The sequence below is a fragment of the Nocardia miyunensis NBRC 108239 genome (assembly GCF_001613065.1).
GTDB lineage: Bacteria > Actinomycetota > Actinomycetes > Mycobacteriales > Mycobacteriaceae > Nocardia > Nocardia miyunensis.
Map to the genome: position 1 here is coordinate 56,443 of NZ_BDBQ01000044.1, position 22,947 is coordinate 79,389.

Sequence of the window (22,947 nt, forward strand, 5' to 3'; positions counted from 1 at the left end):
TGTACAGCCACACATCGGGAACCGACCGGCATTTCCCGAGACGCCCCAGTACCGCCTCCCCCTCGGCGAACGGAAACCGTTCCGCGGCACCGATTCAGGACAGCGACAACGCGATTCCGTCGAGAATGTCGTGCTCGCTGACGACGAGCTCGCTGATCCCCGCCCGGCGCGCCAGCTCGTCCGCCAGCACCTCGGTGATCACCGCGCCGCCGCCGATCACATCGACCCGGCCGGGATGCATCGGGCCCAGGGCAGCGCGCTCGTCGTGATTCATGGCGATCAGCCGATGACAGACCGCGCGAACGTCAGCGAGGCTCATCCGGGTGAGATGCACCTTCTCCGAATCGTATTCGGGCAGATCGAGGGCGACCGCGGCGATCGTGGTCATGGTTCCGGCGACGCCCACCCAGGTGTGCGCACGCTCCACGGGCACGACGCCGAATGCCTGAGCCAGCCGCCGTTCGGCGAAGAACCGCGCGGAGGCGACCTCTTCACCGGTCGGCGGATTGCCGTGCAGGTGACGTTCGGTCAAGCGCACACAGCCGATATCGGCCGAGTAGGCCGCCTGCACGCCCGAGGCATCGCCGAGGACGACCTCGGTGGATCCGCCGCCCAGGTCGACCACCACGAAAGGCCCTTCGGCACTGGATAATTCACCGACCGCACCGGCGAAGGACAGTCGCGCCTCCTCGTCGCCGGTGATCACCTCGGCCTGCGCGCCCGGTACGACACGACCCAATTCCGTTGCGGTCATGGCGAAGAAGTCGTCGCGATTGCGGGCATCGCGGGTGGCGGAGGTGGCGACCATGCGAACCGTGGAGACCCCGGCCTCGCGCATCAGGTCCACGTAATCGTGCAGAGCGACGCGGGTGCGCTCGATCGCCTCCGGATTCAGCTCACCGGTGGCGTCCACCCCCTTCCCCAGGCGCACGATGCGCATCTCCCGATGCAGATCGGTCAGCCGCGGCCGATCCGACGACCCGTCCGTCACGTCGGCGATCAACAGTCGGATCGAATTGGTGCCGCAGTCGACCGCGGCCACTCGGTCATTCGTCGCCATTCGAAACTCCTGTCGAATCCGCCTGGTACTGCTCGTATTTCGGCCAATCGGCCGGGATCGCGGTGCCGCGCAGACCGCCCTCGGCGGCCAGGGCGACCGCCTCGTCGCCGAACGGGTTCACCCCCGGCCCCTTGGCCAGGGCGTGCGCGATCAGCACGTGCAGGCATTTGACCCGCTCGGGCATGCCGCCGCCGCTGAAATCGGTGTCCAGCGATTCGATGGCGTCGCGCTCGGCCAGATAGCTCTCGTGCGCGCGGCGGTAGGCGGCGGCCAGCGCCGGATCGGTCGCGATCCGCTCGGTCATCCCGCGCATCAGGCCCACGGCCTCCTGGCGGCTGGCCTCCGCGGTCAGACGCGGATCGGTCAGGTAGTACAGGGTCGGGAACGGTGTTCCGTCGGGGAGCCGGGGTGCGGTCTTCACCACGGCGGGCTGCCCGTCCGGGGTGCGGTAGGCGATGGCGAGTACGCCGCGCGGCGAACGGCCCAGCTGCCGGGCGACGATCTCGAGATCGGCGTCGCTGGGTGGGGTGTCGGTCACCGGGGCTTTCCTTCCGGGGTCGGGGGTGGCGGCGTGCCGGTCTGCGGCGCGGCCGCCGGAGCCGGTTGCGGGTTGTCCATACTGCGCCACAGCTCGGTGTACCAGGGGTCGGGTTTGCGAGGCGCGGCGGTCGGGGTGGGCACCGCGGGCTGTTCGATGCCGGGGACCTGCACGATGTAGGCGGTGTCACCGGGCATCACCAGCCGCAGGCGCTCGCGCGCCTCGGATTTGATGTACGCCGGATCCTGTTGCTGGGCACGACGATCGCGCAGACGCGCCACGTCCTGCTCGAGGTCGCGGCGCTGCTGGGCCAGCTGGGTCGCTTCGGCGCGCTGGCTCAGGTAGGTGCGCATCGGCACCGCCAGGGTCAGCGCCAGCGCGCAGAGCACCGCGGCAAGCAGCACCGCACGTCCGGTCGACAGACCGAGGAACCGATGCTCGCGCTTGTCCTTCGACCGCCCGGACGATCGCCTCGGCGACTTCTTCGCCGCCAGACCGGACTCGGACCTCGAACCCGATGTCCGGCGCTGCGCGGCCCGCTTACCCGCGGTCGTGCGGGCGGGCGGAGTGGAGACGGTACGTTCCGGGCGCGAGTGAGCCGACCTTGACGAGCGGCGGTCACCACGTCCGCCCGGACTGGTGCCGCGCGCCCGCCGTTCGGTCATCTCTCACACCTCCGCCGCCACAACGATTCCGACGGTACTATCCCTCGACGGCAAAGCGCGGGAACGCAACGTCCCCGGAGTAGCGGGCCGAATCGCCCAGCGCGTCCTCGATGCGCAGCAGCTGGTTGTACTTGGCGACGCGCTCGCTGCGGGCGGGGGCGCCGGTCTTGATCTGACCGCTGCCGACCGCCACGGCCAGATCCGCGATGGTGGTGTCCTCGGTCTCACCCGAGCGGTGGCTCATCATGGTCTTGTAGCCGTTGCGGTGGGCCAGGTCGACCGCGTCCAGGGTTTCGGTGAGCGTGCCGATCTGATTCACCTTGACCAGCAGAGCGTTCGCCGCGCCCTTGGCGATGCCGTCCTCGAGGCGCTCGGGATTGGTGACGAACAGATCGTCGCCGACGATCTGGACCTTGTCGCCGATCTCGTCGGTCAGCGAGACCCAGCCCGCCCAGTCGTCCTCGGACAGCGGATCCTCGATGGAGACCAGCGGATAGGCCGAGAGCAGCTCGTTGTAGAAGGCCGTCATCTCCTCGGCGGTGCGTACCGATCCCTCGAAGTTATAGCCGGTTCCGGCGGTGTAGAACTCGGTGGCCGCGACGTCCAGGGCCAGCGCGACCTCGCTGCCGACCTTGTAGCCGGCCTTGCCGATCGCGGCGGCGATGAGGTCGAGCGCCTCGCGGGTGCCACCGGCAAGATCGGGGGCGAAACCACCCTCGTCGCCCAGACCGGTGGACAGGCCCTTGGTCTTCAGCTCGGCCTTGAGCGCGTGGTAGACCTCCGCACCCCAGCGCAGCGCCTCCCGGAAGGTAGGGGCGCCGATCGGGGCGATCATGAATTCCTGCACGTCGACACTGGTGTCGGCGTGGGCGCCACCGTTGAGGATGTTCATCATGGGCACCGGAAGCACATGCGCGTTCGGGCCGCCCAGGTAACGGAACAGTTCCAGACCCGAGGACTCCGCGGCGGCGCGAGCCACCGCCAGCGAGACGCCCAGCAGCGCGTTCGCGCCCAGGCGGGACTTGTCGGGCGTGCCGTCCAGATCCAGCAGAACCTGGTCCACGGTGCGCTGCTCGACCGCGTCCAGGCCGATCACGGCCGGGGCGATCTCGTCGAGCACGCCCTCGACGGCCTTGTGCACACCCTTGCCGCCGTACCGCTCACCCCCGTCGCGCAATTCGACGGCCTCGTGTTCGCCGGTGGACGCGCCCGAGGGCACTGCCGCCCGGGTGAGCGTGCCGTCGTCGAGAGCGATCTCGACCTCGACGGTAGGGTTTCCGCGCGAATCCAGGATCTCGCGAGCTCCGACCTGTTCGATGATGGCCACGAAAACGACACTCCTTCGGCAGCAACAACGGCCCTGCCCACCGCCGTTCATGAGCAGGTCGCACGGCGATCCCGTGCGTAGCGAGCCTATCCCAGCCGGCCGCGCCACACCCGAACCCCTTACCCACACGCACCCCGTACTTGCACAAGCACCCCCGGCAGGCCCAGCGGCGTGTGCGGATCCACACACCGAGTGCGGTAGCGGGCTGTGTGCGCACCGGTTGCCGGACAGCGGATTCCGTTACGGGTGTCGGCCGATGCCGTAGGCGGCGGCGTCGCGACGGACCTCGGACATGTACGCGGTGGACTGGTTGTAGGTCAGCAGGGCTTGCCGCCAGCCCGGGGCGGCGGCCAGATTGCCGCCGCTGGCGCACAGGTAGCGGGCGGCGGTCAGGGCCGCGTCATCGATGCTGTCCGGATCGGCGACGCCGTCGCCGTTTGCGTCGACGCCCCAGTGTTGCCAGGTTCCGGGCAGGAACTGGAACGGGCCCATCGCGCGGACGTACACCGGACTGCCGGTGCGCGCGGTGGCCACCTCGTCGAGAATCTTTGCCACACCGGGTGATCCGTCCAACGGGATGCCCCGGATGGGCGGTGTGACCCGGCCGTCGGACTCGATGTGCGCACCGCCGTGACTGCCGTGCCGACTCTCCACGTTCGCGATCCCGGCCAGGGTGGTCCAGCCGATTCCGCAGTCCGGGCGCGAACGGGCGAGCACGGCCGCGGCGTAACCGTATGCCTCCAAGGCGATCACGGGGATGTTCAGCGCACCGGATCGATCGGCGGCCCAGCCGTGCAGCTGCGCGGCGCTGCGGCCGGGCGCGTCGAGATCGATCGCCGGAATCACCGCCCCAGGGCCGGGCGGTATGCCGTCCGGAATCGGCGGAAGATGTTCGCCCAGCCCGCATCCGCACAGCACGATGACCGCCGCGACGAGGGCGAACACGCCGACACGAGCAGCTGGAGCGACGCGACCACCGGTCCCCGCACTACGCACACCACCATCATCCAGATGCGTGAATTCGGGCGCCGATCCGCTACGGTGTCTTCTGTTTGTCGCGATGTGGGTTGGCTATCTTAACTCGCCGCTTATTAGGTAAGGCTTGCTTAATAAGGTTGAAGCGACTACCTTCGCAGACGAGTGGTCCCCCCGATGCTTCACCATGCCTCACAGAAGGGAATACCTGGTGAATCACGTTCTTTGCGAACGTAACCCGCACCACCCCGTCGACACCGCGTCCGATAGCTCACCCGACGATCAGATCGAGCGCCGCACGCTCACCGCGCCCGCGGCGCACGCCGTGCGAACCGCCGCGACTGAGATCGCCGTCACATTTCGAGCGATGCCGGGCGTGTCCGAACAGGTGTGTCGCACCCTCGCCGATCCGCGGCTGATCGACCTCGTCGACGTGCGCGCCGCCGAACTCCCCGAGTCCGTGCACAACGTCCTGCGCCCGCCCGCGAGCCATGCCGGAGCAGCTGTCCTGACCGGATTACCGCTGCTGGAGCAGGATCTCGGCCCTACTCCGCGGGACTGGCGCGAGGCGGCGGCCTGGAGCGGGGATCCCGCGCGCGGCCGGGCGTCGTTCCAGCTGGACGTCACCATGTTGCTGCTGGCCCGCAGCGCGGGCGAACCGTTCGGCTGGCACGGGCAGCAGGGCGGGCGACTGGTCAACAACATCGTTCCTTCGCCCGGCCACGAACACGAACAGTCCGGCGCGAGCAGCACCACCCTGCTGTGCCCGCACACCGAGGACGCGTTCCATCCGCAGCGGGCGCATCTGCTCATGCTGGGATGTCTGCGCAATCCGGACCGGGTGGGCACGACGGTGTCCTCGGTCCGCCAGGTACGCCTGAGCCCGGCGCAGCGGCATCGGCTCGGCCGTCCGCGCCTGCCGATCCTGCCGGATGTCTCCTACGGCACCGACTTTCACCGTTATCCCGCCGCGCCGCTCGCCACCGTCGGCGGGGACGAGTCACATCCCACGCTGCGTTACGACCCCGCCTACACCCCGCTCGACGACGCCGACGACGAATTCCGCAGCGCCTACGACCATCTCGGCAAGGAACTCGAAAGGGTCTGCCACACAGCCGTTCTCGAACCGGGCGAACTACTGCTGGTCGACAACGACGTCGTGGTGCACGGCCGGGTACCGTTCACTCCGCGCTACGACGGCACCGATCGCTGGCTCAAACGGGTGAACGTACGCCTGGCGCGCGATCGCCCGGCCGCCGAGTCGGCGGAAAATGGATATGGACAACGTACGGTCACCCCGTTCCGCGGGAGGGCCGAGGCCCGTGGCGCAGGAGTCCACGGGCGGACAGAGGCCGCAGACGACCAGTGAACCGAGGATTGCCATGATGCCCCGAACCACACCGTTGCGTGTGCTCAGCCGCAGCGACCTAGCCGACGTTCCGATCACCCCCGTCGCCGTGGTGCGCGCGGTCGAGGAGGCGTATCTGGCTCTGGCAGCGGGAGATTCGGATAATCCGCGCAAACTCAGCGTGGCTCATCCGGACGGTTGGTCGGTGGCCTACGCCATGCTCGGCCGGGACGGCCGACGCCGCGTGGTCGCGATGAAGACCTCGTACAAATTCGATCCCAGTCACGACCGCAGCACCAAGCGCTACTACACCACCATCACCCTGTACGACGACGCGACCGGCATGCCGATCGCGATGATGGACTGCGCCCGGGTCGGCGCGTTGCGCACACCGGCGGTGTCCTCGCTGCTGGTGCGGGAGACGATCCGTCCGGGAGCGCGCAGCGTACTGCTCATCGGCACCGGAACCCAGGGGCGTAATGCGTTGCCGCACTTGCTCGCCGCGAATCCGCAACTGGACAAGCTGATGCTCTACGGCACCCACCCGGACGGACTGAAGGCGGTGCACGAGCATCTCGCCGTGCACAATCCGCACGTGGAACTGAAGGACGTGGCCGATCCGCGCGAGGCCGCCCGCAGCGCCGACGTGGTGTTGGCCACCGCGGGCCCGGGCACCGAGGTCGCGCTCGAATCCACCGATCTGGCACCGGGTTCCACGGTGGTGCTGGTCGGCTACGGCCTGGCACCCTCGACGCTCGTGGACGCCGATCGCGTGATCGCGACCAACGCCCAGCAGATGTCGCTGACCGGAACCGATATGGCGGGCCCGGACGGGCGGCTGCGCGGCGTGGACGCCGAACTGCCGCAGATCCTGAGCCGCCGCGTCGAGGGCCGCACCCGCGACGACCAGCACATCTTCGTCTACAACAGCGGTCTGGTACTCACCGATATCGCGGTCGCGCACGCCCTGGCCGAACAGGCGATCGCCGAGGGACGCGGTACGGAGGTGTCCCTGTGGGATTGAGGCCGAGTCGGTGCGCGTGAGCCCGATCGCCGCTGCGGCGATGCCCGCCCATCGCGACGAGTGGGAACTGCGCCTGCTGACGGATCCGAATCTGCTGCGGGACATCGCGTTCGCCGTCGGTGGGCCGTTCCATGTGATGTATCCCGATCGGGTCGGCGACAATATCGACGGCTTTCACGCGACGTTCGCCCAGGCCGGTGTGGACGGTGCGATCTACTACGGCAAGAAGGCGAACAAGGCGTCCTGCGTGGTGCGCGCATGCGCCGAACACGATGCGGGAGTGGATGTCTCGAGCGTCGGTGAACTGAGTTCGGCTCTGGCGCAGGGCATTCGGGGCGAGGAGTTGATGGTGACCGGCCCGGCGAAGTCGGCGGAGTTGCTGTGGCTGGCCGCGCGGCACGGTGCGCTGATCGCCGTCGACGCGCCGGACGAGTTGGACGGGCTCGTGCGCGCGGGCCTGCCCGCCCGGGTGCTGCTGCGGATGCTGCCGCCGGACTCGAACAGCCGCTTCGGGATGAGCGGGGCCGAACTCGACGCGGCGTTGCGGCGCACCGATCTGGGGCCGATCACGGTGGAAGGCTTCAGCTTTCACCTGTCCGGCTACGATCCGATCGCGCGGGCGGAACTGGCCGCCACCCTGATCGACCGCTGTCGCGCCGCACGCGAGCAGGGGCATCGCGCCAGGACCATCTCCATCGGCGGCGGGTTCGCGGTGGACTATGTGAGCGAGCGGACCTGGCGGGACTTCCTCGCCGACTCGGACTCGCGGCGATTCCACGCGGACAAGCGGTTCGACTCCTACTACCCGTATCACACCGAATGCCCGGGTCCGGCCATGTTGAACGAGATCCTGCGGCACGGGAATCTGGCACAGCGCCTGCGCGAGAACGAGGTCCGGCTCGCCATCGAGCCCGGACGCGCCCTGCTCGATCGGGCGGGCAGCACCGTATTCCGTATCCAGGGCGTGAAAACCCGGACCGCGCACGATGATTCGTATCAGCTGCTGACCGTCGACGGGACAAGCCTGAGCCTGTCCGAGCAGTGGTTCGACAGCGAGTACCTACCCGATCCGGCGCTGTGGCCCACCCGGCCGGGCGCCCCGACACCGGCGAGCGTCGGCGCGGCCACCTGCCTGGAATCCGACATGCTCAGCTGGCGGCGTATCCCGCTGCCCCGAGCCGCCGACATCGGCGACCTGCTGGTCTACCCCAATACCGCCGGCTACCAGATGGATTCGAACGAGTCGGCGTTCCACGAGTTACCGATACCACCGAAAGTAGTGCTGTACAGCACATCCGGCGAATTCCGCTGGACGCTCGACGCCCGATGATCATCCGGCGTCACCGCAATTTCACCGCACTCGATTTCACCCCCTTGGACCGAGGAGACCCGAATGCCGCTCGTCACGCGTGTGACGGACCTGATCGGCAACACGCCGCTGTTCGAACTGGCGGCGACCACGACCGGTACACGGCTGTTACTCAAGCTCGAGCAGTTCAACCCGACCGGCGCGGCCAAAATCCGGATGGCCCGCGAAATGGTTCTCGATGCGGAGCGTCGGGGTTTGCTGAATGATGGCGGGCATATCATCGAGTCCACATCCGGAAACACCGGACTCGGACTGGCCGTGGTTGCCGCCGAACGCGGATATCGTTTCACCGCGGTCGTCGACCACCACGCCTGCAAGGACAAACTGCGCGCGATGCAAGCCATGGGAACCGAACTCGTCTACGTCGCCGACGACGGCGACGACGCCCTCGCGACCTCGGCACGGGAGGACCTCGCCGAGGAGATGGCCGCTGCCCGGCCCGACGCGTACTTCACCGAACAGCACAACAACGACGCCAACGCCCTGGGTTACTACGCGGTCGCTGACGAGTTGCTGAGCGACCTGGAACGGGTCGACATCCTGCTGTCGGCGGTCGGCACCGGCGGATCCCTGTTCGGCACCGCGCGGCGGCTGCGCGAGTTGGGCCGCCCGGCGCGGGTGATCGGCGTCGAGCCGGAGGGGTCGATCGCCTTCGGCGGTCCGGGTGGCCCTTACTGGCAGTCCGGAACCGGCACACCGCCCGGCGCGACGATCGGCACCGCGGTGGACTATTCGCTGCTGGACGAGGGCCTGAAGGTCTCCGACGTGGCCGCCTTCGCCACCGCCCGCGCCGTCGCGCGCAAGCTCGGGCTGATGATCGGCGGTTCGGCGGGCGGTTCGGTGCATGCCGCCCTGACCCGGCTCGAGGAGTTCCCGCCGGGTTCCACGGTGGTCACCATCGTGTGCGACGGCGGCGAGAAATACCTGGACACGGTCTTCGACGACGCGTGGATGACCGAACGCGACCTGCTCGACGAGTCGGCCGAGGCCGAGGTGCTGACACTGCTGACGCGCTACGCACCGGCCGCGACGGAGGATCTGGTGGGTGCGCGATGACCTCGCCACCGACCCCGCCGCCTCGGACGGATACCGTAACGAGAAGGAGGTTTCCAAATACTCCACCAAGTAAGGTATACCTAAGTGAGAATGCAATTCTCACCGATGGGGCGGCACGATGAGCAACACGACGGCGCGATCGGACGGGCGGCAGCTGACCGCCCTCGCCACGCCGATCGCCATGACACAGCTGGCGCAGGTCGCGGTGTCGACCACCAATATCGCGCTGATGGGCTCGCTCGGAGTGGATCAGGTCGCCGCCGGCGGGCTGGCGCTGGTGCTGTTCAACCAGATCCGCACCATGTGCGTCGGGCTGATCACCGCGACCGGTAATCAGGTCGCAACCGCGCTCAGCCGGGCGGAGAAGCGAAATGCCCGGGCGGACAACGAGATCCGCGAGGTGGTCCGCGCAAGCCTGCTGATCTCGACCGTCGCGGGCATTCTGGGCGGGCTGGTGCTCATCGGCCTGGGCTGGGCGCTGCAGTGGCTCGGCCAGGACGAGGCGGTGCTCGCGCAGGCCCGGCCGATGATGGTGGCGCTCGCGCCCGGACTGCTGCCGTGCCTGTGGTTCCAGGTGATCCGGCAGTACACCGTCGGCATGCAGCGCCCGCAGGCGCTGCTGCTGGTGACGCTCGGCTCGGTCGCGTTGAATCTCGTTGCGGCCCTCGCCTTCATGCACGGCTGGGCCGGTATTCCGGCAATGGGCCTGACCGGCGTGGGGGTGGCCACCTCGCTGGTGTTCCTGCTCATGTTCGTCGCGTTCTGGTTGATGGTGCACCACGACACCGAACTCGGTACGACCCTGCCGTTGCGGCCGTGGCCGGTGCGCCGGGCGACCGTCATGGCGGAGCTGCGCCTCGGCACGCCGATCGCGCTGACCTACGGGTCGGAGGCGGGCCTGTTCTCGGTGCTGGCCCTGGTGATGGGCGCCCTGGGCCCGGCCGCGCTGGCCGCGCACAATGTCGTCTATCAGCTGGTGTACATCGTTTTCCAAGTGGCGGTGGGGCTCTCGCACGGCGCATCGATCCTGGTCAGCCGGACCGCGGCGCGGGAGGAGTACCGGCGCGCCCGCGCGCTGGCCTGGCTGGCGCTGCGGCATGCGGCGGTGATCGCGGCGCTGGTGGGCGTGCTGTACCTGGTCATGCCGAGCATCGTGCTGCGTCCCTTCCTGACCAGCCACGATCGCGGGACCATCCACCTCGCGCACACTCTGCTGCTGATCGCGATCGTGCTGCAATTCTTCGATGCGGCGCAGAACATCGGCAACGGTCTGCTGCGCGGCATGACCGACACCAAGGCGGGATTCCGGCTGTCACTGATCGGCTACTGGATTGTGGGATTGCCCACAGCGCTGATCCTCGCCTTCCCGCTCGGACTGGGTGCGGCCGGGGTGTGGTGGGGTCTGACGGCCGGTCTCGCGACGACCGCCGGATTGATGCTGCGCCGGTACTTCGCGCACCTCGACGCGCGTGAGCAGGCCGAGCCGCGGCTGCTGGCCGGTAGCCTGCCCGGGCACAACTGAGCCGGACTCCTTCATCTGCGCGTAAGCATGTCGTCATCGGCCGCGGGCACTGTGGAGTCGGCGGGTTTCGCTATTCTCGGCAACGAGGACGAAGCCACACAGTGCCCGTCACGAACGGCGAGCGAGCGCGGGGAGGAGTCCGGTGCCCAGCAGCAGAGTCGCGGAATATCCGCGGCCGGACCATATTCTGTTCCATTTCAGTGACACCCATCTGGTCGGTGACGGCGCGCTCTACGGGGCGGTCGACGCGGTGGCACGGTTGCGTGGGCTGCTCGCCCAAGCCGAGGCCAGCCGGATCACACCCGCGGCGATCGTCTTCACCGGCGATCTGACCGATCAGGGTGAGGCGGACGCCTACGACCAGCTGCGCGCGCTGGTCGAACCGCTCGCCGAACAGCTCGGCGCGCCCGTGGTGTGGGTGCCCGGGAATCACGACGACCGGGCCGCACTGCGCGAGCGGCTGCTCGACGAGTCCGGCTCGGCCGAACCGCTGGACCGGGTGCACGTCGTCGACGGGCTGCGGATCGTGGTCCTGGACACGACGGTGCCGGGCGAACACTACGGTGAGCTCACCGATACCCAATTGGCTTGGCTGCGTTCGGTTCTGGCCGAGCCCGCGCCGTTCGGCAGCATCGTGGCCATGCATCACCCGCCGGTGCCGTGCATCCAGGATCTAGCCGTCGCGGTGGAGCTGCGCGACCAGCGCCGCCTCGCCGACGAGCTGCGCGGCACCGATGTGCGCGCCATCCTCGCCGGACACCTGCACTTCTCGACCACCGCGACATTCGCCGGAATCCCGGTCTCGGTGGCGTCCTCGGCCTGCTACAGCCAGGATCTGGCCGTCGCCGACGGCGGGCAGCGCGGCCGCGACGGGGCACAGAGTTTCAACTACGTGCACGTCTATCCGGACACGGTGGTGCATTCGGTGGTCCCGCTCGACCACGGTTCGACCGTCGGGCAACCCGCCACGCCCGAGGAGGCGGCGCGGCGGTTGCACGAGGCGGGCATCGTCATCCCGGAAGCCGGGCGCATCCCGCACGTTCTGCCAGGCGGCGTGGCAGCTCCCGAGTCCAACGGCGAAGCGGTGTCCTGAGCACCGCATCGAGCACGCGGTGCGATGCCGGAGCCCGAGCAGTGCCCTCGAAGTAACCGCGACCGGAAACGAGCACACTCGGTATCCGAATTCGCGCGAGCCACAGCCCGCGCGAGCGCCGGTGTTCTGGAAGCCGAGGGCATCGCGCACGTTCCGCCGGCGGAGGTCAACGGCCGGACCGGGAGGATCGGCGTTCGAATCCGAATCCGGTTATGCCGCACCGGGTTCGAGGGCGGCGAGCGGGTCGTCGTCGGTGATGAGTTCCCACGGGGCGGGCTCGGGGAAATAGCCCTGTAGGAACTCCGAGACCGCCCGGACGCGTTCGGCCTCGGCGACCTCCGGGAAACTGCCGTCGTTGAGGCAGAAGAAGTCCACATTGCGTCGGCGGGACAGGGGTGCCAGCATGCCGAGGCCGCTGTGGCTGGTGGTGTCGACGTAGCGCATCTTTGCCGACTCCTGCGGTACCGCGCGGCCGGTGAACAGGGCGTAGTAGTGGTACAGCGAATTGGTCACCGAGATGTCGGTGGCCGCGCGGAACCGGCTGGCCCGGGTGCGGTCGAAATCCGCGGCGAACTCGCGCTCCATCTCGCGCAATACGCTGCGGCGCAACGGAACCGGCGTATGTTCCAGATGCCGGGTGATCAGCGGCCCGAATCGCCGGGCCAGCAGCTGCCGGTTCACCCGGGCCGCGTTCTCGAATCCGCTGCGCCGTTCGTTGTTGGCCCCCGGGCCGATTCGCGTGCCCGCCTCGATGAACCGGCTGATTCCGGCCGGGGTGAAGAACATCGACGGCCGGATCGGACGGGCGAAGAACATATCGTCGTTGGAGTACAGGAAATGTTCGGACAGGCCCTCGATGTGGTGCAGCTGGGATTCGATGGCATGCGAATTGAACACCGGCAGCCCGGCGGTGTCCGAGAAGTGGTCCGCCGCACGCACGATCGTCACCTTCGGATCCTGCGCCAGCCAGCCCGGCACGGCGGAATCGGTGGCGATGAAGATGCGCCGGATCCAGGGCGCGTTCTTGTGCACCGAGCGCAGCGCGTACCGCAACTCGTCGATCTGGCGGATCCGGGCGTCGGCGGCATCACCCTCGCCGACGACGACCTGCGCCATCATTCCCGCACGGCGAGCACGGAATTCGGGATCGGCGCCGTCCACCCACGAGTAGACGATATCGATGTCGAAGCCGACGTCGTTGGGATGCGGCGCGAACATGCCGTCGAGGGTGGGCCAGCTGGTGTCGAACAGCAGGACCGTGGTGCGGGTGACGTCGGCCAGGTCGAAAACGGTGCGGGTCAACGCATTCGGACGCGGACACTCGACCGTGTCACCGTGCTGATCCCAAAGTTCGATATCAACGTGATGCGCCGGATCCGCATCTCTGCCCAATCTGATCACATTGCGGCGCAACTCATTACAGGAGAATCCGGCGATCATCGACGCCCCCAGCACCCGGCGCAATGCCTTGCGGTACGTGGAGTCCACGGCCAGCACCATCCGACCCGCCGCATCCCGAACCAGCAGGCACGGCACCTCTGCCGCGGCGAATTCACTTCGCAGATAACGCAAGTCATCGATCACCGCGGCCGACACCGACAGATTGCGCACCGCATTCGGGCCCTCGGCCCACCCGGTCGGGTCCACTGTATCGAATTCCGTCATCACCGATCTCCTGTTTTCCACATCGGCCCGCGCCGTCGAACCGACGGAATACGGGCATCCACACCCCTGAGGCGACAAACACACACATCGCCCTCCACCACCGCGGCGGAGGGTTCGCAGAACAGTTGAGCGCTAGGGATGAACCCGAATTCGTCCCGCCGCGGTGAGACTGTTCGGGAAGGCTGCCCACAATCGATGGCGAGTGAATCGCGATTCCATCAGTTCTCACCTCACTCACGGACGGACGCGCGGAAGCGTCGCTGATTGCTCTGACGATCGCCGACAGCGCGCATATACACAACGCGCGGCGCCACCCGGCGAACTTCACCGGACGGCCATCGGCCGGTAACTCTCGAGACCTCGACTGGACGAGGAACTGTTACGAATGATGCAACGAACAAGACCGATTAGTCAATCCATACCCGCGCAGGTCGAACGCATTTTTCACGGCGGTAACGAAACCGTCCCGACCGGGCGGTCGCCGAGCGGAGCGCACACACCTCGCACCCGCATTTGAGGATAGGCATACCAACCGTGCGCGCACCGCGATCACGAACAGTGTGCGCGGCCAGCGGTCATGCGGCGCAACGGCTTACACTACCAACTGTGGCACAGCCCGCCGCATAGCCGACCGTGAGGTGAGCAGAGATGGTAACCGGAGCCCGAGAACGTCACGAGTCCTCGACCGATCATCCCGAACTGGACACCCTGCCGGAGTGGCCGCTGGACACGATCGCGGTTCTAGTGACGACCGATCCGGCTCCGCACGCCATTCCCGTCTCCTGGCCGGTGCGCGCCGGGGATCGCCGAATTCTGTTGAGCCTCAAGTCCGATCGCGGTTCCCTGGCACGGTTGCGGGCGCGTCCCGAGGTGGCGCTGCTGATCCTCGGCGGCGGCAATGTCGCGCTGTGCGCGCGGGGCCGGGCGCACGTGCTGGCCGATCCGATGCCGGGCGCGCAGGATTACACGGCCGTGGACATCGACGTCGACGTGATCGACGATCACCACCAGTCCGCATTCGCCATAACCACCGGGATTCAGCGCAAGGTGCTGGACGATTCCGAGCTGCACTATCTGGAATCCCGGGTGGCGACCTTACGTTCGCTGGCCGAGGTTCGCCGATGATCGCCGCCTTCTCCATCACACCCATCGGGTCCGGCGAGGAGGTCGGGCGCGCGGTCGCCGAGGCGGTGCGCGTCGTGCGCGCCAGCGGCCTGCCCAACGAGACCACCGCCATGTACACCACCGTCGAGGGCGAGTGGGACGAGGTCATGGCCGTGATCAAACAGGCCACCGACGCCGTCATGGCCGTGTCCTCCCGCTGCAGCCTGGTCATCAAGGCCGATGTGCGGCCCGGGGTGAGCGATGCGATCACCTCGAAGGTGGCCAGCGTCGAGCGTTATCTCGCCGAAGGGTAGTCGTGCCCGCGGTTCAGATCGCCGTATGCGGTCCGCGGGAATGCACCGAGGCCGAGGCGGAGAACGCGCGGATCGCCGGTGCGCTGCTGGCCGAGGCCGGGGTGACGGTGTTGTGCGGCGGCGGTGACGGCGTGATGGCGGCGGTGGCCGCGGGGGCGAGCGCGGCCGGGGGCCTGGTCATCGGTATCCGGCCCGACGACGATCCGGCCACGGCCTGCGCCGGACTTTCGGCGGTGATTCGCACGAATATGGGCGAGGCACGCAACGCCATCCTCGTTTCCTCCGCCGACGCGGTGATCGTCATCGGCGGTTCCTGGGGCACCCTTTCCGAATTCGCCCTGGCCCACCGTCGCGGCACGGTCCCCGTGATCACCCTCGGCGGATGGCAGGTCTCCGACAGCACCGGTGCACCCGTGCCCGATCCCTCGATCATCGCGCACACCCCCGCCCAGGCGGTCCAGCACGCGCTGTCCCGGATCGCCGCGACCGAAAGCCAAGCGCACCAAGATAATTCCCGATGACCCAACCGGAACCACGCCCGTATCGGTCCTCTCCGGAACCGATGAGGCACGATACGAACGGCCTGAATCCACACTCGGCACACTTTCGGAACTCCGGAAGGATTCGGCCGGTAGATCGTAGCCAGCCCTTCGTCTGAGACGAATCCGTCTTCTACAGTGAGGATTCGATCTTCGGAAGCCACCGAGGTGAGCGGGAATCACCAATTCTCTTCTTCAGCATCGCATTCGACAGCGAATGATCGCGACGTCGTAATCAGAGCAGACATATCTGCTTGCCGCACTGGTGAATTCAGCGTGGCTGGCTCATGGCCGCCCATTCGCCCAGCACGAAACCGCCTCCCGCGCGGCGGACTTCGACCGCTCCGGAGCCACCGAGGTGGGCGGGAATCACCAATTCCCTTTCGTCTGCGGCGCGTTCGACGACTCGGCGGCGGGTGATCGCGGCCTCGCGGGGATCCAGGCACAGGCAGCTGCTGCACGACGGGTTCAATAGCTGCAGGGGGCTGTGCACCATATCGCCGACGAAGACGGCGCGGTCGGCGCCCGATGCCAGGCGGACCACCGAGGAGCCGGGAGTGTGGCCGGGGGCGGGTTCGAGGGTGAGGTTCTCGTCGATGCGGTAGGAGTCCTCCCACAGGACGCTCTGCCCCGCGCGATGGACGGGGGCGATGCTGTCCTCGTACAGGAGTCGATCGTCGGGGCGGTGGCCGCTGGCGTAGTTGTTGCCGGGGCCGAAGTATGCCTCGTCGGCGGCCGGAATCAGGTACCGCGCGTTGGGGAAGGCCGGCGCCCACTCGCCGTGGACATCGTGCGTATTCCAGCCGACGTGATCGCCGTGCAGGTGGGTGTTGACCACGATGTCGACCTCTTCCGGACGCACACCGGCGCGTTCCAGGCGATCGGGGAAGTCGGTGTGCCGCCGGTTGAACAGTTCCCGCGAGGGTCGCTCTCGATCGTTGCCGACGCCGGTATCGATCAGGATCGTGCGGCCGCCGCTGCGCAACACCCAGGTCTGGACCGCGGCCACGGTCAGTTCGGTGCCGGGATCCCAGTGGTCCGGTGCGAGCCACTCGGCGTTGTCCCGCCAGGTGCGCTCGGTCGTATCGGGCAGCAGGTCCGGACCGGGCATCAACGGCCCTCGCCATTCGATGACCCGGAAGATCTCGACATCGCCCAGCACGATGCTCTGTGAACTCTCCATACGTTTCAGGCTATTCAATCCGAGACGAGTCGATCAATGCTTGTTCAGCTCCTCTGGATACGTATTCATCTCATAGATGAGCGTTATCGCTATGATGGACACATGGACGTGCTCAGTGACGCGATCACCGCCATGCGCCTGGGGCAGCCGTCGTCGAGCCGGTTGCGCACCCGGGACCGCGGCTGGTCCACCCGCCTCGCCCCTTACGACGGCGCGGGTTTCCACATCGTCCTGCGAGGCAGTTGCTGGGTGCTGCCCGCCGAGGGCGATCCGGTCCTGCTCGGTCCGGGTGATGCGGTGCTGCTGCCGCACGGCACCGAACATGTCCTGGCCGACCATCCGGCCGACGAACGCGCCGCGGCCGGAGCCGTCCCGTTCGAACGGTGGAGCGCGCTGCGACTGCCCGAAATATCCTCGGAGACCGCAGAATTCGAGATTCTGTGCGGTAAGTACCGGCTCGACCGCCGCGGGCAGCACCCCCTCATCGCCGAACTGCCGCAGCTGATCCATCTGCCGACCCGCGTCGGTGATCGCATCGAACTGCGCTCCGCGATCGATCTGCTCGGACTCGAACTGGACCGGCGCGGCCCCGGCTCGTGCATCGCGGTCCCGGGCCTGCTCGACCTGCTGCTGATCTACATGATTCGCGCCTGGATGGCCGAATCCCGCACCGGCCTGTGGCCCGCCGCCCTGACCGATCCGATCACCGCCGCCGCCCTGCGCGCCCTGCACACCGACCCCGCGACCCCATGGACCATGGACCGCCTCGCCGCCGAGACCGGCGTCTCGCGCGCCACCCTCGCCCGCCGATTCACCGCCCTGGTCGGCCAGCCCCCGATGGGATACCTCACCTGGTGGCGGATGACCCGCGCCGCCGTCCTACTCCGCGACACCGCAGACCCGTTGGCCGCCATCGCATCTCAGGTCGGCTACGCCACCCCCTACGCCTTCTCCCACGCCTTCACCAGACAATTCGGCCTCTCCCCCGGCCGCTACCGCACCACCCACACCCGAACCCACACCCCCACAACACCATTCGCCGCAGCCGAATAACCGCCTACGCCCGCTCCAACGCATCGAACGGAATGGTCGCCTCCACCGGCTCATCGAGCAACAACACCCGCCGATGCACGGTATGCACCAGATACCGCCGCCCGGACCAGTCGAGCCGATACTCCTCGATCTCCTCGATCCGCTCTTCCTTCTGCTCGAGCCGAACGATCAGATACCTCGGAATCCCCGCTGTCGCATACTGAACGCGCTTGTCGTTGATATCGACATCGATGGTCGATCCGGACGCCGCGCCGCTTCGAGCATTCCAGCCAGCCGCCGAACGACACGACTGTGCAGCGGGCTCTGGGCCATCAGCCGAACCACCAGCCCCTGCACGATCTCGATACCGCCGAGACCATCCGCCTTTCCGTCGGCGAATTCCTCCGCGGTCAGACGAAGTTCGCGATGCTTGTCGGGGCCGCTCATGCCAGGATCAACGCAGATCCGACCGCATCAGGCCATCGGCTAGGTCCTTTGAACCTCGACCATCAGCGAGGACGAGTGCGGCATACTCGAGGGCGGCTAGCAGGTCGTCTCGCTCGAGGTCCGGGTAGTCTTCCAAGACCTCATCGATGCTCATCCCCGCAGCTGGTAGCTCGAGCAGCATTTCGACTGGATATCGCAGTCCGCGCACGACCGGCTTGCCGTGGCAGACTTCGGGTCGGAGTCGATGTGGTGCAGTCGGGAGATGTCGCCGACTATCGCGCGCACGAGTCGTTACCCGTCGGCCAGAAGGTGCGCCAGTCGTCTGGGGAGAGTGCGGTGCGCTTGCCGCGGGATTGTTCGGCGGTGTCTTCGGCGGTGCGGATGGCGGTGGCGAAGGTGAGGGTTGCTTTGCGGAGGCGTTCCTCGGCGCTCTCGGGGCCGCCGAGGTGGATGACGCGCAGCAGGTCGGGGACGAGGTCTTCGGGCAGGCCCGCTTTGGCGCCGCGGGAGCGGACCTTTTCGGCCAGGGCCAGGGCGGGTTGGGCCATGGCTATGCCGTCGAGGCAGGAGCGCCGGGACTTCTCCGCGGATTTCCTTTCCTCCCAAGCCTTTTCCTGGGCGGCGATCTTCTCCTCGACCGTCGCCGACGGATCGATCGGTGCGTCGCGCAGGTGCGGACTGCGGTGCACGAGCTTGGCGACCAGGGCAGCGGCTACGTCGTCGACGGTGAATTCGCCTGCGGCCTGGGCGATTCGGGAATGGAACAGCACCTGAAGGAGCAGATCGCCGAGTTCCTCCTTGACGGTGCCGGTGTCGCCCTGCTGGATGGCGTCGAGCAGCTCGTAGGTCTCCTCGAGCAGGTACGGGCGCAGGGAGTCGTGCGTCTGGGTGACCTCCCAGCCGCCGAAACTCCAGAGCCGGTCCATCACCTCGACGGCCTCGGTCAGGCCGTGCGCGATCCGTTCGGAATCGGCCGTGTGCGCCGGGTCGGCCGCATCGGCCTCGGGAGCACTCATCGCGCCGTCGACACCTCGGTTGCCACGTGCAAATCGACTGTGCCCTGAGGCTTTCCATCCAAGGCGAGCAGCATGTCGGCGATGAACTGGAGCAGTTGCACGTCGCGCACGCGGGCCGCGCCGACGCTGTCCTGCACTCGCGGCAACGCCAGCTGCACGATGCCGGTGGTCGGGCGGTAGGTGGCCGTGGGGTAGAGGCGCTTGAGACGCAGCTGCTTGGAATCGGGCAGCTGCATCGGGGAGATTTTGAGCGTCGTGCCGGTGACCCCGACCTCGGTGAGCCCGTACTCGCGGCACAGCAGCCGCAGTTTCGCCACCGACACCAGGCGGCCCACCTCCACCGGCAGCGGGCCGTACCGGTCGACGAGTTCCTCCACCACCGTGGCCAGCGCCGCATCATCCTGTGCCGCGGCGAGTTTGCGATACGCCTCGAGGCGCAGCCGATCGCTGGAGATGTAGTCGGGCGGGATGTGCGCGTCCACCGGAAGATCGATGCGCACCTCCTTGACCTCCTCATCGGTGACGATCGGGCGGCCGTCGGCGGCGGCGCGATACGCCTCCACGGCCTCGCCGACCAGCCGCACGTACAGATCGAATCCGACACCGGCGACATGTCCGGACTGCTCCGCGCCCAGAACGTTTCCGGCGCCGCGGATTTCGAGATCCTTCATCGCCACGGCCATACCCGCGCCCAGATCGGAGTTCTGCGAAATGGTGGCCAGCCGGTCGTAGGCGGTCTCGGTGAGCGGCTTCTCCGGCGGATACAGGAAGTACGCGTACCCGCGCTCGCGGCTGCGCCCGACCCGGCCGCGCAACTGGTGCAGCTGCGAAAGACCCAGTGCGTCAGCGCGTTCCACGATCAACGTGTTGGCATTGGAGATGTCCAGGCCGGTCTCGATGATGGTGGTGCACACCAGCACATCGGTCTCGCGCTCCCAGAAGCCCTGCACGGTGCGCTCGAGGTTGTCCTCGTTCATCTGACCGTGCGCGATGGCCACCCGCGCCTCGGGCACCAGATCGCGAATCCGCTTGGCCGCCTTGTCGATCGAGGACACCCGGTTGTGCACGTAGAACACCTGGCCGTCGCGCAGCAGCTCGCGGCGGATGGCGGCGGCGACCTGCTTGTCGTTGTAGCCGCCGACGTAGGTCAGGATCGGATGACGTTCCTCGGGCGGGGTGAGGATCGTGGACATCTCGCGGATACCGGCCAGGCTCATCTCCAGGGTGCGCGGAATCGGCGTCGCGGACATGGTCAGCATGTCCACGTGCGTGCGCAGCGCCTTGATGTGCTCCTTGTGCTCGACGCCGAAACGCTGCTCCTCGTCAATGATGACCAGGCCCAGATCCTTCCACCGCACACCGGTCTGCAGCAGGCGATGCGTGCCGACGACGATGTCGACCTCACCGGTCGTCATGCCCTCCAGCACTTCTCGCGACTCGGCCGGATCGGTGAAGCGGGACAGGCCCTTCACCGTCACCGGGAAACCCGCGACACGTTCGGCGAAGGTCTGCAGATGCTGCTGGGCCAGCAGCGTCGTGGGCACCAGTACCGCGACCTGTTTGCCGTCCTGCACGGCCTTGAACGCCGCGCGCACCGCGATCTCGGTCTTGCCGTAGCCGACGTCGCCGCAGATCACCCGGTCCATCGGGACGGCCTTCTCCATATCGGACTTGACCTCGGCGATGGCGGTGAGCTGATCGTGCGTCTCGGTGAACGCGAACGCGTCCTCCATCTCCTGCTGCCATGGGCTGTCCGCGGCGAAGGCGTGTCCGGGGGCGGCTTGGCGTGCGGCGTACAGCTGCACGAGTTCGGTCGCGATCTCGCGAACGGCCTTGCGCGCCTTGCGTTTCGTATTCGACCAGTCCGAACCGCCGAGTTTGGACAGGCTCGGCATCTCGCCGCCGACGTAGCGCGAGAGCTGATCGAGCGAATCCATCGGCACGAACAGCCGGTCGCCGGGCTGGCCGCGCTTACCGGGCGCGTACTCGATGACCAGGTACTCCCGGCGCGCGCCGCCGACGGTGCGCTCGATCATCTCCACGAAACGGCCGATGCCGTGCTGATCGTGCACGACCATATCGCCGGAGTTCAGCGCCAGCGGATCGACCTGGTTGCGACGACGGGCGGGCAGCTTCTTGCCCTCGCCGGGTGCGGTGACGCGGTTGCCGGTCAGATCCGATTCGGCGATGACGACCAGCTTCGCGTCCTCGAAGACCACGCCGTCGTGCAGTGAACCGCACAGCACGCCGACCAGTCCGCGCACCGGTTCCGCACCGGGCTCGAGCGTCGCCGCGGGGACCTCGGCGTCGGCGAGACGTTCCAGAATGCGTTGTGCCGTACCGTGTCCGGCGACCACGATGACCGCGCGGCCACCGGTGCTCACATGTGCGCGCAACGAGGCGAAGACCGTCGCGACGAGTTCCTCGGAACCGCGTGCGGCCGGTGCGGCCAGGACGGGCAGTACGACCTCGGCCGAATCGCCGGAGGACAGCGGGCTCAGCGTCCACCACGGCAGTTCCCGAGCGTCGGCGCCGGCGTGGATGACGTCGAGGCCGCGGTAGGCCGAGGCAGCCAGGTCCAGGCCGTGCGCGCCGAGCGGGGCCGACGCGCCGAACGAGGCGGCCGTCCAGGACGCCTCCAGGAATTCCTGGCCGGTGCGCACCAGATCGGCGGCGCGGGTGCGGATCTTCTCCGGATCGCACAGCAGCACATGGGTTCCGTCGGGCAGGACGTCGGTGAGCAGTTCCAGGCCCTGCGGGCGCAACACCGGCAGCAGCGCCTCCATACCCTCCACGGCGATGCCCTGGGCGAGTTTGTCCAGCATCTCCACCAGTGCGGCGTCGGCGGCGTTGTCGGCGGCGACCTCTGCCGCGCGAGCGCGCAGATCCTCGGTGAGCAGCAGCTCGCGACACGGTTGCGCGACAACCACTTCCACCGCGACATCGCTGAGCGAGCGCTGATCGGCGACCGAGAACGGCCGCAGCTCGCTGATCTCATCGCCCCAGAACTCCACGCGCACAGGATGATCCGCGGTCGGCGGGAAGATGTCCAGAATGCCGCCGCGCACCGCGAACTCACCGCGCTTGCCGACCATGTCGACCCGCTCGTACGCGAATTCGACCAGCCGAGCGGACAATTCGTCCAATTCGAATTCCGCGCCGACACGCAGCACCACCGGCTCGATATCCCCCAGTCCCGAGGCCATCGGCTGCATCAGCGACCGCACCGTGGTCACCACGATCCGCAGCGGCTCGACGTATGGATCCGCCCACCCGTCGCCCGACCCCCGCCCCTCATCGGATCGCTTCGCGATGCCGTAATCCAGCGCCAACCGCCGCAGCACCTGCAATCGCCGCCCCACGGTGTCCGCGCTGGGCGAGAGGCGCTCGTGCGGCAATGTCTCCCACGACGGGAACAACGCCACACCCGAACCCGCGATCTCCGCCAACTCGACGGTCAGATCATCGGCCTCCCGCCCGGTAGCGGTGACCACGACCAACGGCCGCTCCCCCGCCAACGTCGCGGCCACGAACGGCCGCACCGCAGACGGCGCCACCAACTGCACCGGCGATTGCCCGACCAACCCCCTGACCTCGGCAAGCGCAGTATCGGTACCGGCCACCGCGGCCAGTCCCGCAAGAGGTGGGCGTTGGGTGGACATGAACAGAC

At 67.9% G+C, this 22,947-nt stretch carries 20 protein-coding genes and 1 pseudogene; 10 read left to right on the forward strand and 11 right to left on the reverse strand.

The window, feature by feature from the left end; genetic code table 11:
• Nucleotides 1–94: 94 nt before the first annotated feature.
• The 5 genes from NM2_RS18840 to NM2_RS18860 all read right to left on the reverse strand — a co-directional run bounded on the left by NM2_RS18840 (nucleotide 95) and on the right by NM2_RS18860 (nucleotide 4,586).
• A complete protein-coding gene (locus NM2_RS18840) occupies nucleotides 95–1,060 on the reverse strand; it encodes a Ppx/GppA phosphatase family protein (RefSeq protein ID WP_067670358.1) in 966 nt (321 codons plus the stop codon).
• Complete coding sequence (locus tag NM2_RS18845) at nucleotides 1,047–1,598, reverse strand: DUF501 domain-containing protein (protein WP_067670360.1); 552 nt, start codon at nucleotides 1,596–1,598, stop codon at nucleotides 1,047–1,049. Before NM2_RS18845 ends, NM2_RS18840 begins: the two co-directional genes overlap by 14 nt.
• Complete coding sequence (locus NM2_RS18850) at nucleotides 1,595–2,263, reverse strand: FtsB family cell division protein (protein ID WP_067670362.1); 669 nt, start codon at nucleotides 2,261–2,263, stop codon at nucleotides 1,595–1,597. Before NM2_RS18850 ends, NM2_RS18845 begins: the two co-directional genes overlap by 4 nt.
• Nucleotides 2,264–2,300: 37 nt before the next feature.
• Nucleotides 2,301–3,590, reverse strand: coding sequence for a phosphopyruvate hydratase (eno, locus tag NM2_RS18855; RefSeq protein ID WP_067670364.1), 1,290 nt, complete (start codon nucleotides 3,588–3,590; stop codon nucleotides 2,301–2,303).
• A gap of 240 nt (nucleotides 3,591–3,830) precedes the next feature.
• Complete coding sequence (locus NM2_RS18860; RefSeq protein ID WP_067670366.1) at nucleotides 3,831–4,586, reverse strand: lytic transglycosylase domain-containing protein; 756 nt, start codon at nucleotides 4,584–4,586, stop codon at nucleotides 3,831–3,833.
• Nucleotides 4,587–4,776: 190 nt separating this feature from the next.
• Here NM2_RS18860 and NM2_RS18865 point away from each other — a divergent pair, with 190 nt between their 5' ends.
• The 6 genes from NM2_RS18865 (at nucleotide 4,777) to NM2_RS18890 (ending at nucleotide 11,977) form a co-directional block, all read left to right on the forward strand.
• Nucleotides 4,777–5,934: a TauD/TfdA family dioxygenase gene (locus NM2_RS18865; RefSeq protein ID WP_067670368.1), complete on the forward strand. Its 1,158-nt coding sequence runs from the start codon at nucleotides 4,777–4,779 to the stop codon at nucleotides 5,932–5,934.
• 16 nt (nucleotides 5,935–5,950) lie between these two features.
• Entirely contained in the window at nucleotides 5,951–6,937 is a 987-nt protein-coding gene (locus tag NM2_RS18870) for an ornithine cyclodeaminase family protein (RefSeq protein WP_245718106.1), read from the forward strand.
• A 16-nt stretch (nucleotides 6,938–6,953) separates the two neighbouring features.
• Nucleotides 6,954–8,267: a type III PLP-dependent enzyme domain-containing protein gene (locus NM2_RS18875; protein WP_245718107.1), complete on the forward strand. Its 1,314-nt coding sequence runs from the start codon at nucleotides 6,954–6,956 to the stop codon at nucleotides 8,265–8,267.
• A gap of 63 nt (nucleotides 8,268–8,330) precedes the next feature.
• Nucleotides 8,331–9,362 carry a PLP-dependent cysteine synthase family protein gene (locus NM2_RS18880; RefSeq protein WP_067670370.1) on the forward strand — a complete coding sequence of 344 codons (1,032 nt, stop codon included), beginning with the start codon at nucleotides 8,331–8,333 and terminating at the stop codon, nucleotides 9,360–9,362.
• A 118-nt stretch (nucleotides 9,363–9,480) separates the two neighbouring features.
• The gene (locus NM2_RS18885; protein WP_067670371.1) at nucleotides 9,481–10,884 is read left to right on the forward strand and encodes an MATE family efflux transporter; all 1,404 of its coding nucleotides are present in this window, start codon (nucleotides 9,481–9,483) and stop codon (nucleotides 10,882–10,884) included.
• 142 nt (nucleotides 10,885–11,026) lie between these two features.
• The gene (locus NM2_RS18890; protein ID WP_169816194.1) at nucleotides 11,027–11,977 is read left to right on the forward strand and encodes a phosphodiesterase; all 951 of its coding nucleotides are present in this window, start codon (nucleotides 11,027–11,029) and stop codon (nucleotides 11,975–11,977) included.
• Between the two features lie 210 nt (nucleotides 11,978–12,187).
• Here NM2_RS18890 and NM2_RS18895 read toward each other — a convergent pair whose 3' ends face one another.
• On the reverse strand, nucleotides 12,188–13,642 hold the full coding sequence (locus tag NM2_RS18895; protein ID WP_067670548.1) for a stealth family protein: 1,455 nt from the start codon (nucleotides 13,640–13,642) through the stop codon (nucleotides 12,188–12,190).
• A 648-nt stretch (nucleotides 13,643–14,290) separates the two neighbouring features.
• On the opposite strand from NM2_RS18895, the gene NM2_RS18900 reads away from it, so the two are divergent.
• Genes NM2_RS18900 through NM2_RS18910 form a run of 3 tightly spaced genes read left to right on the forward strand, consistent with a single transcriptional unit; the run spans nucleotide 14,291 to nucleotide 15,581 of the window.
• On the forward strand, nucleotides 14,291–14,767 hold the full coding sequence (locus NM2_RS18900) for a pyridoxamine 5'-phosphate oxidase family protein (protein ID WP_067670373.1): 477 nt from the start codon (nucleotides 14,291–14,293) through the stop codon (nucleotides 14,765–14,767).
• Nucleotides 14,764–15,060 (forward strand): MTH1187 family thiamine-binding protein, encoded by a 297-nt coding sequence (locus tag NM2_RS18905; RefSeq protein WP_067670375.1) that lies wholly within the window; start codon nucleotides 14,764–14,766, stop codon nucleotides 15,058–15,060. Before NM2_RS18900 ends, NM2_RS18905 begins: the two co-directional genes overlap by 4 nt.
• Nucleotides 15,061–15,062: 2 nt before the next feature.
• Nucleotides 15,063–15,581, forward strand: coding sequence for an SLOG cluster 4 domain-containing protein (locus NM2_RS18910; protein ID WP_067670377.1), 519 nt, complete (start codon nucleotides 15,063–15,065; stop codon nucleotides 15,579–15,581).
• A 289-nt stretch (nucleotides 15,582–15,870) separates the two neighbouring features.
• On the opposite strand, the gene NM2_RS18915 is transcribed toward NM2_RS18910, so the two are convergent.
• A complete protein-coding gene (locus tag NM2_RS18915; RefSeq protein WP_067670379.1) occupies nucleotides 15,871–16,782 on the reverse strand; it encodes an MBL fold metallo-hydrolase in 912 nt (303 codons plus the stop codon).
• Between the two features lie 102 nt (nucleotides 16,783–16,884).
• Between NM2_RS18915 and NM2_RS18920 the strand changes: the two genes are divergently transcribed.
• Nucleotides 16,885–17,835, forward strand: coding sequence for an AraC family transcriptional regulator (locus tag NM2_RS18920; RefSeq protein WP_067670381.1), 951 nt, complete (start codon nucleotides 16,885–16,887; stop codon nucleotides 17,833–17,835).
• A 168-nt stretch (nucleotides 17,836–18,003) separates the two neighbouring features.
• Here NM2_RS18920 and NM2_RS51695 read toward each other — a convergent pair whose 3' ends face one another.
• From NM2_RS51695 to mfd, 4 genes and pseudogenes are all read right to left on the reverse strand, one after another.
• Nucleotides 18,004–18,261 (reverse strand): hypothetical protein, encoded by a 258-nt coding sequence (locus NM2_RS51695; protein ID WP_067670383.1) that lies wholly within the window; start codon nucleotides 18,259–18,261, stop codon nucleotides 18,004–18,006.
• A 7-nt stretch (nucleotides 18,262–18,268) separates the two neighbouring features.
• Nucleotides 18,269–18,487, reverse strand: a pseudogene (locus NM2_RS18930) (DUF433 domain-containing protein); the annotation flags it as partial.
• A gap of 46 nt (nucleotides 18,488–18,533) precedes the next feature.
• Nucleotides 18,534–19,277: a nucleoside triphosphate pyrophosphohydrolase gene (locus NM2_RS18935; protein ID WP_084531245.1), complete on the reverse strand. Its 744-nt coding sequence runs from the start codon at nucleotides 19,275–19,277 to the stop codon at nucleotides 18,534–18,536.
• Complete coding sequence (gene mfd, locus NM2_RS18940) at nucleotides 19,274–22,939, reverse strand: transcription-repair coupling factor (protein WP_067670386.1); 3,666 nt, start codon at nucleotides 22,937–22,939, stop codon at nucleotides 19,274–19,276. Before mfd ends, NM2_RS18935 begins: the two co-directional genes overlap by 4 nt.
• Between the last annotated feature and the right edge of the window lie 8 nt (nucleotides 22,940–22,947).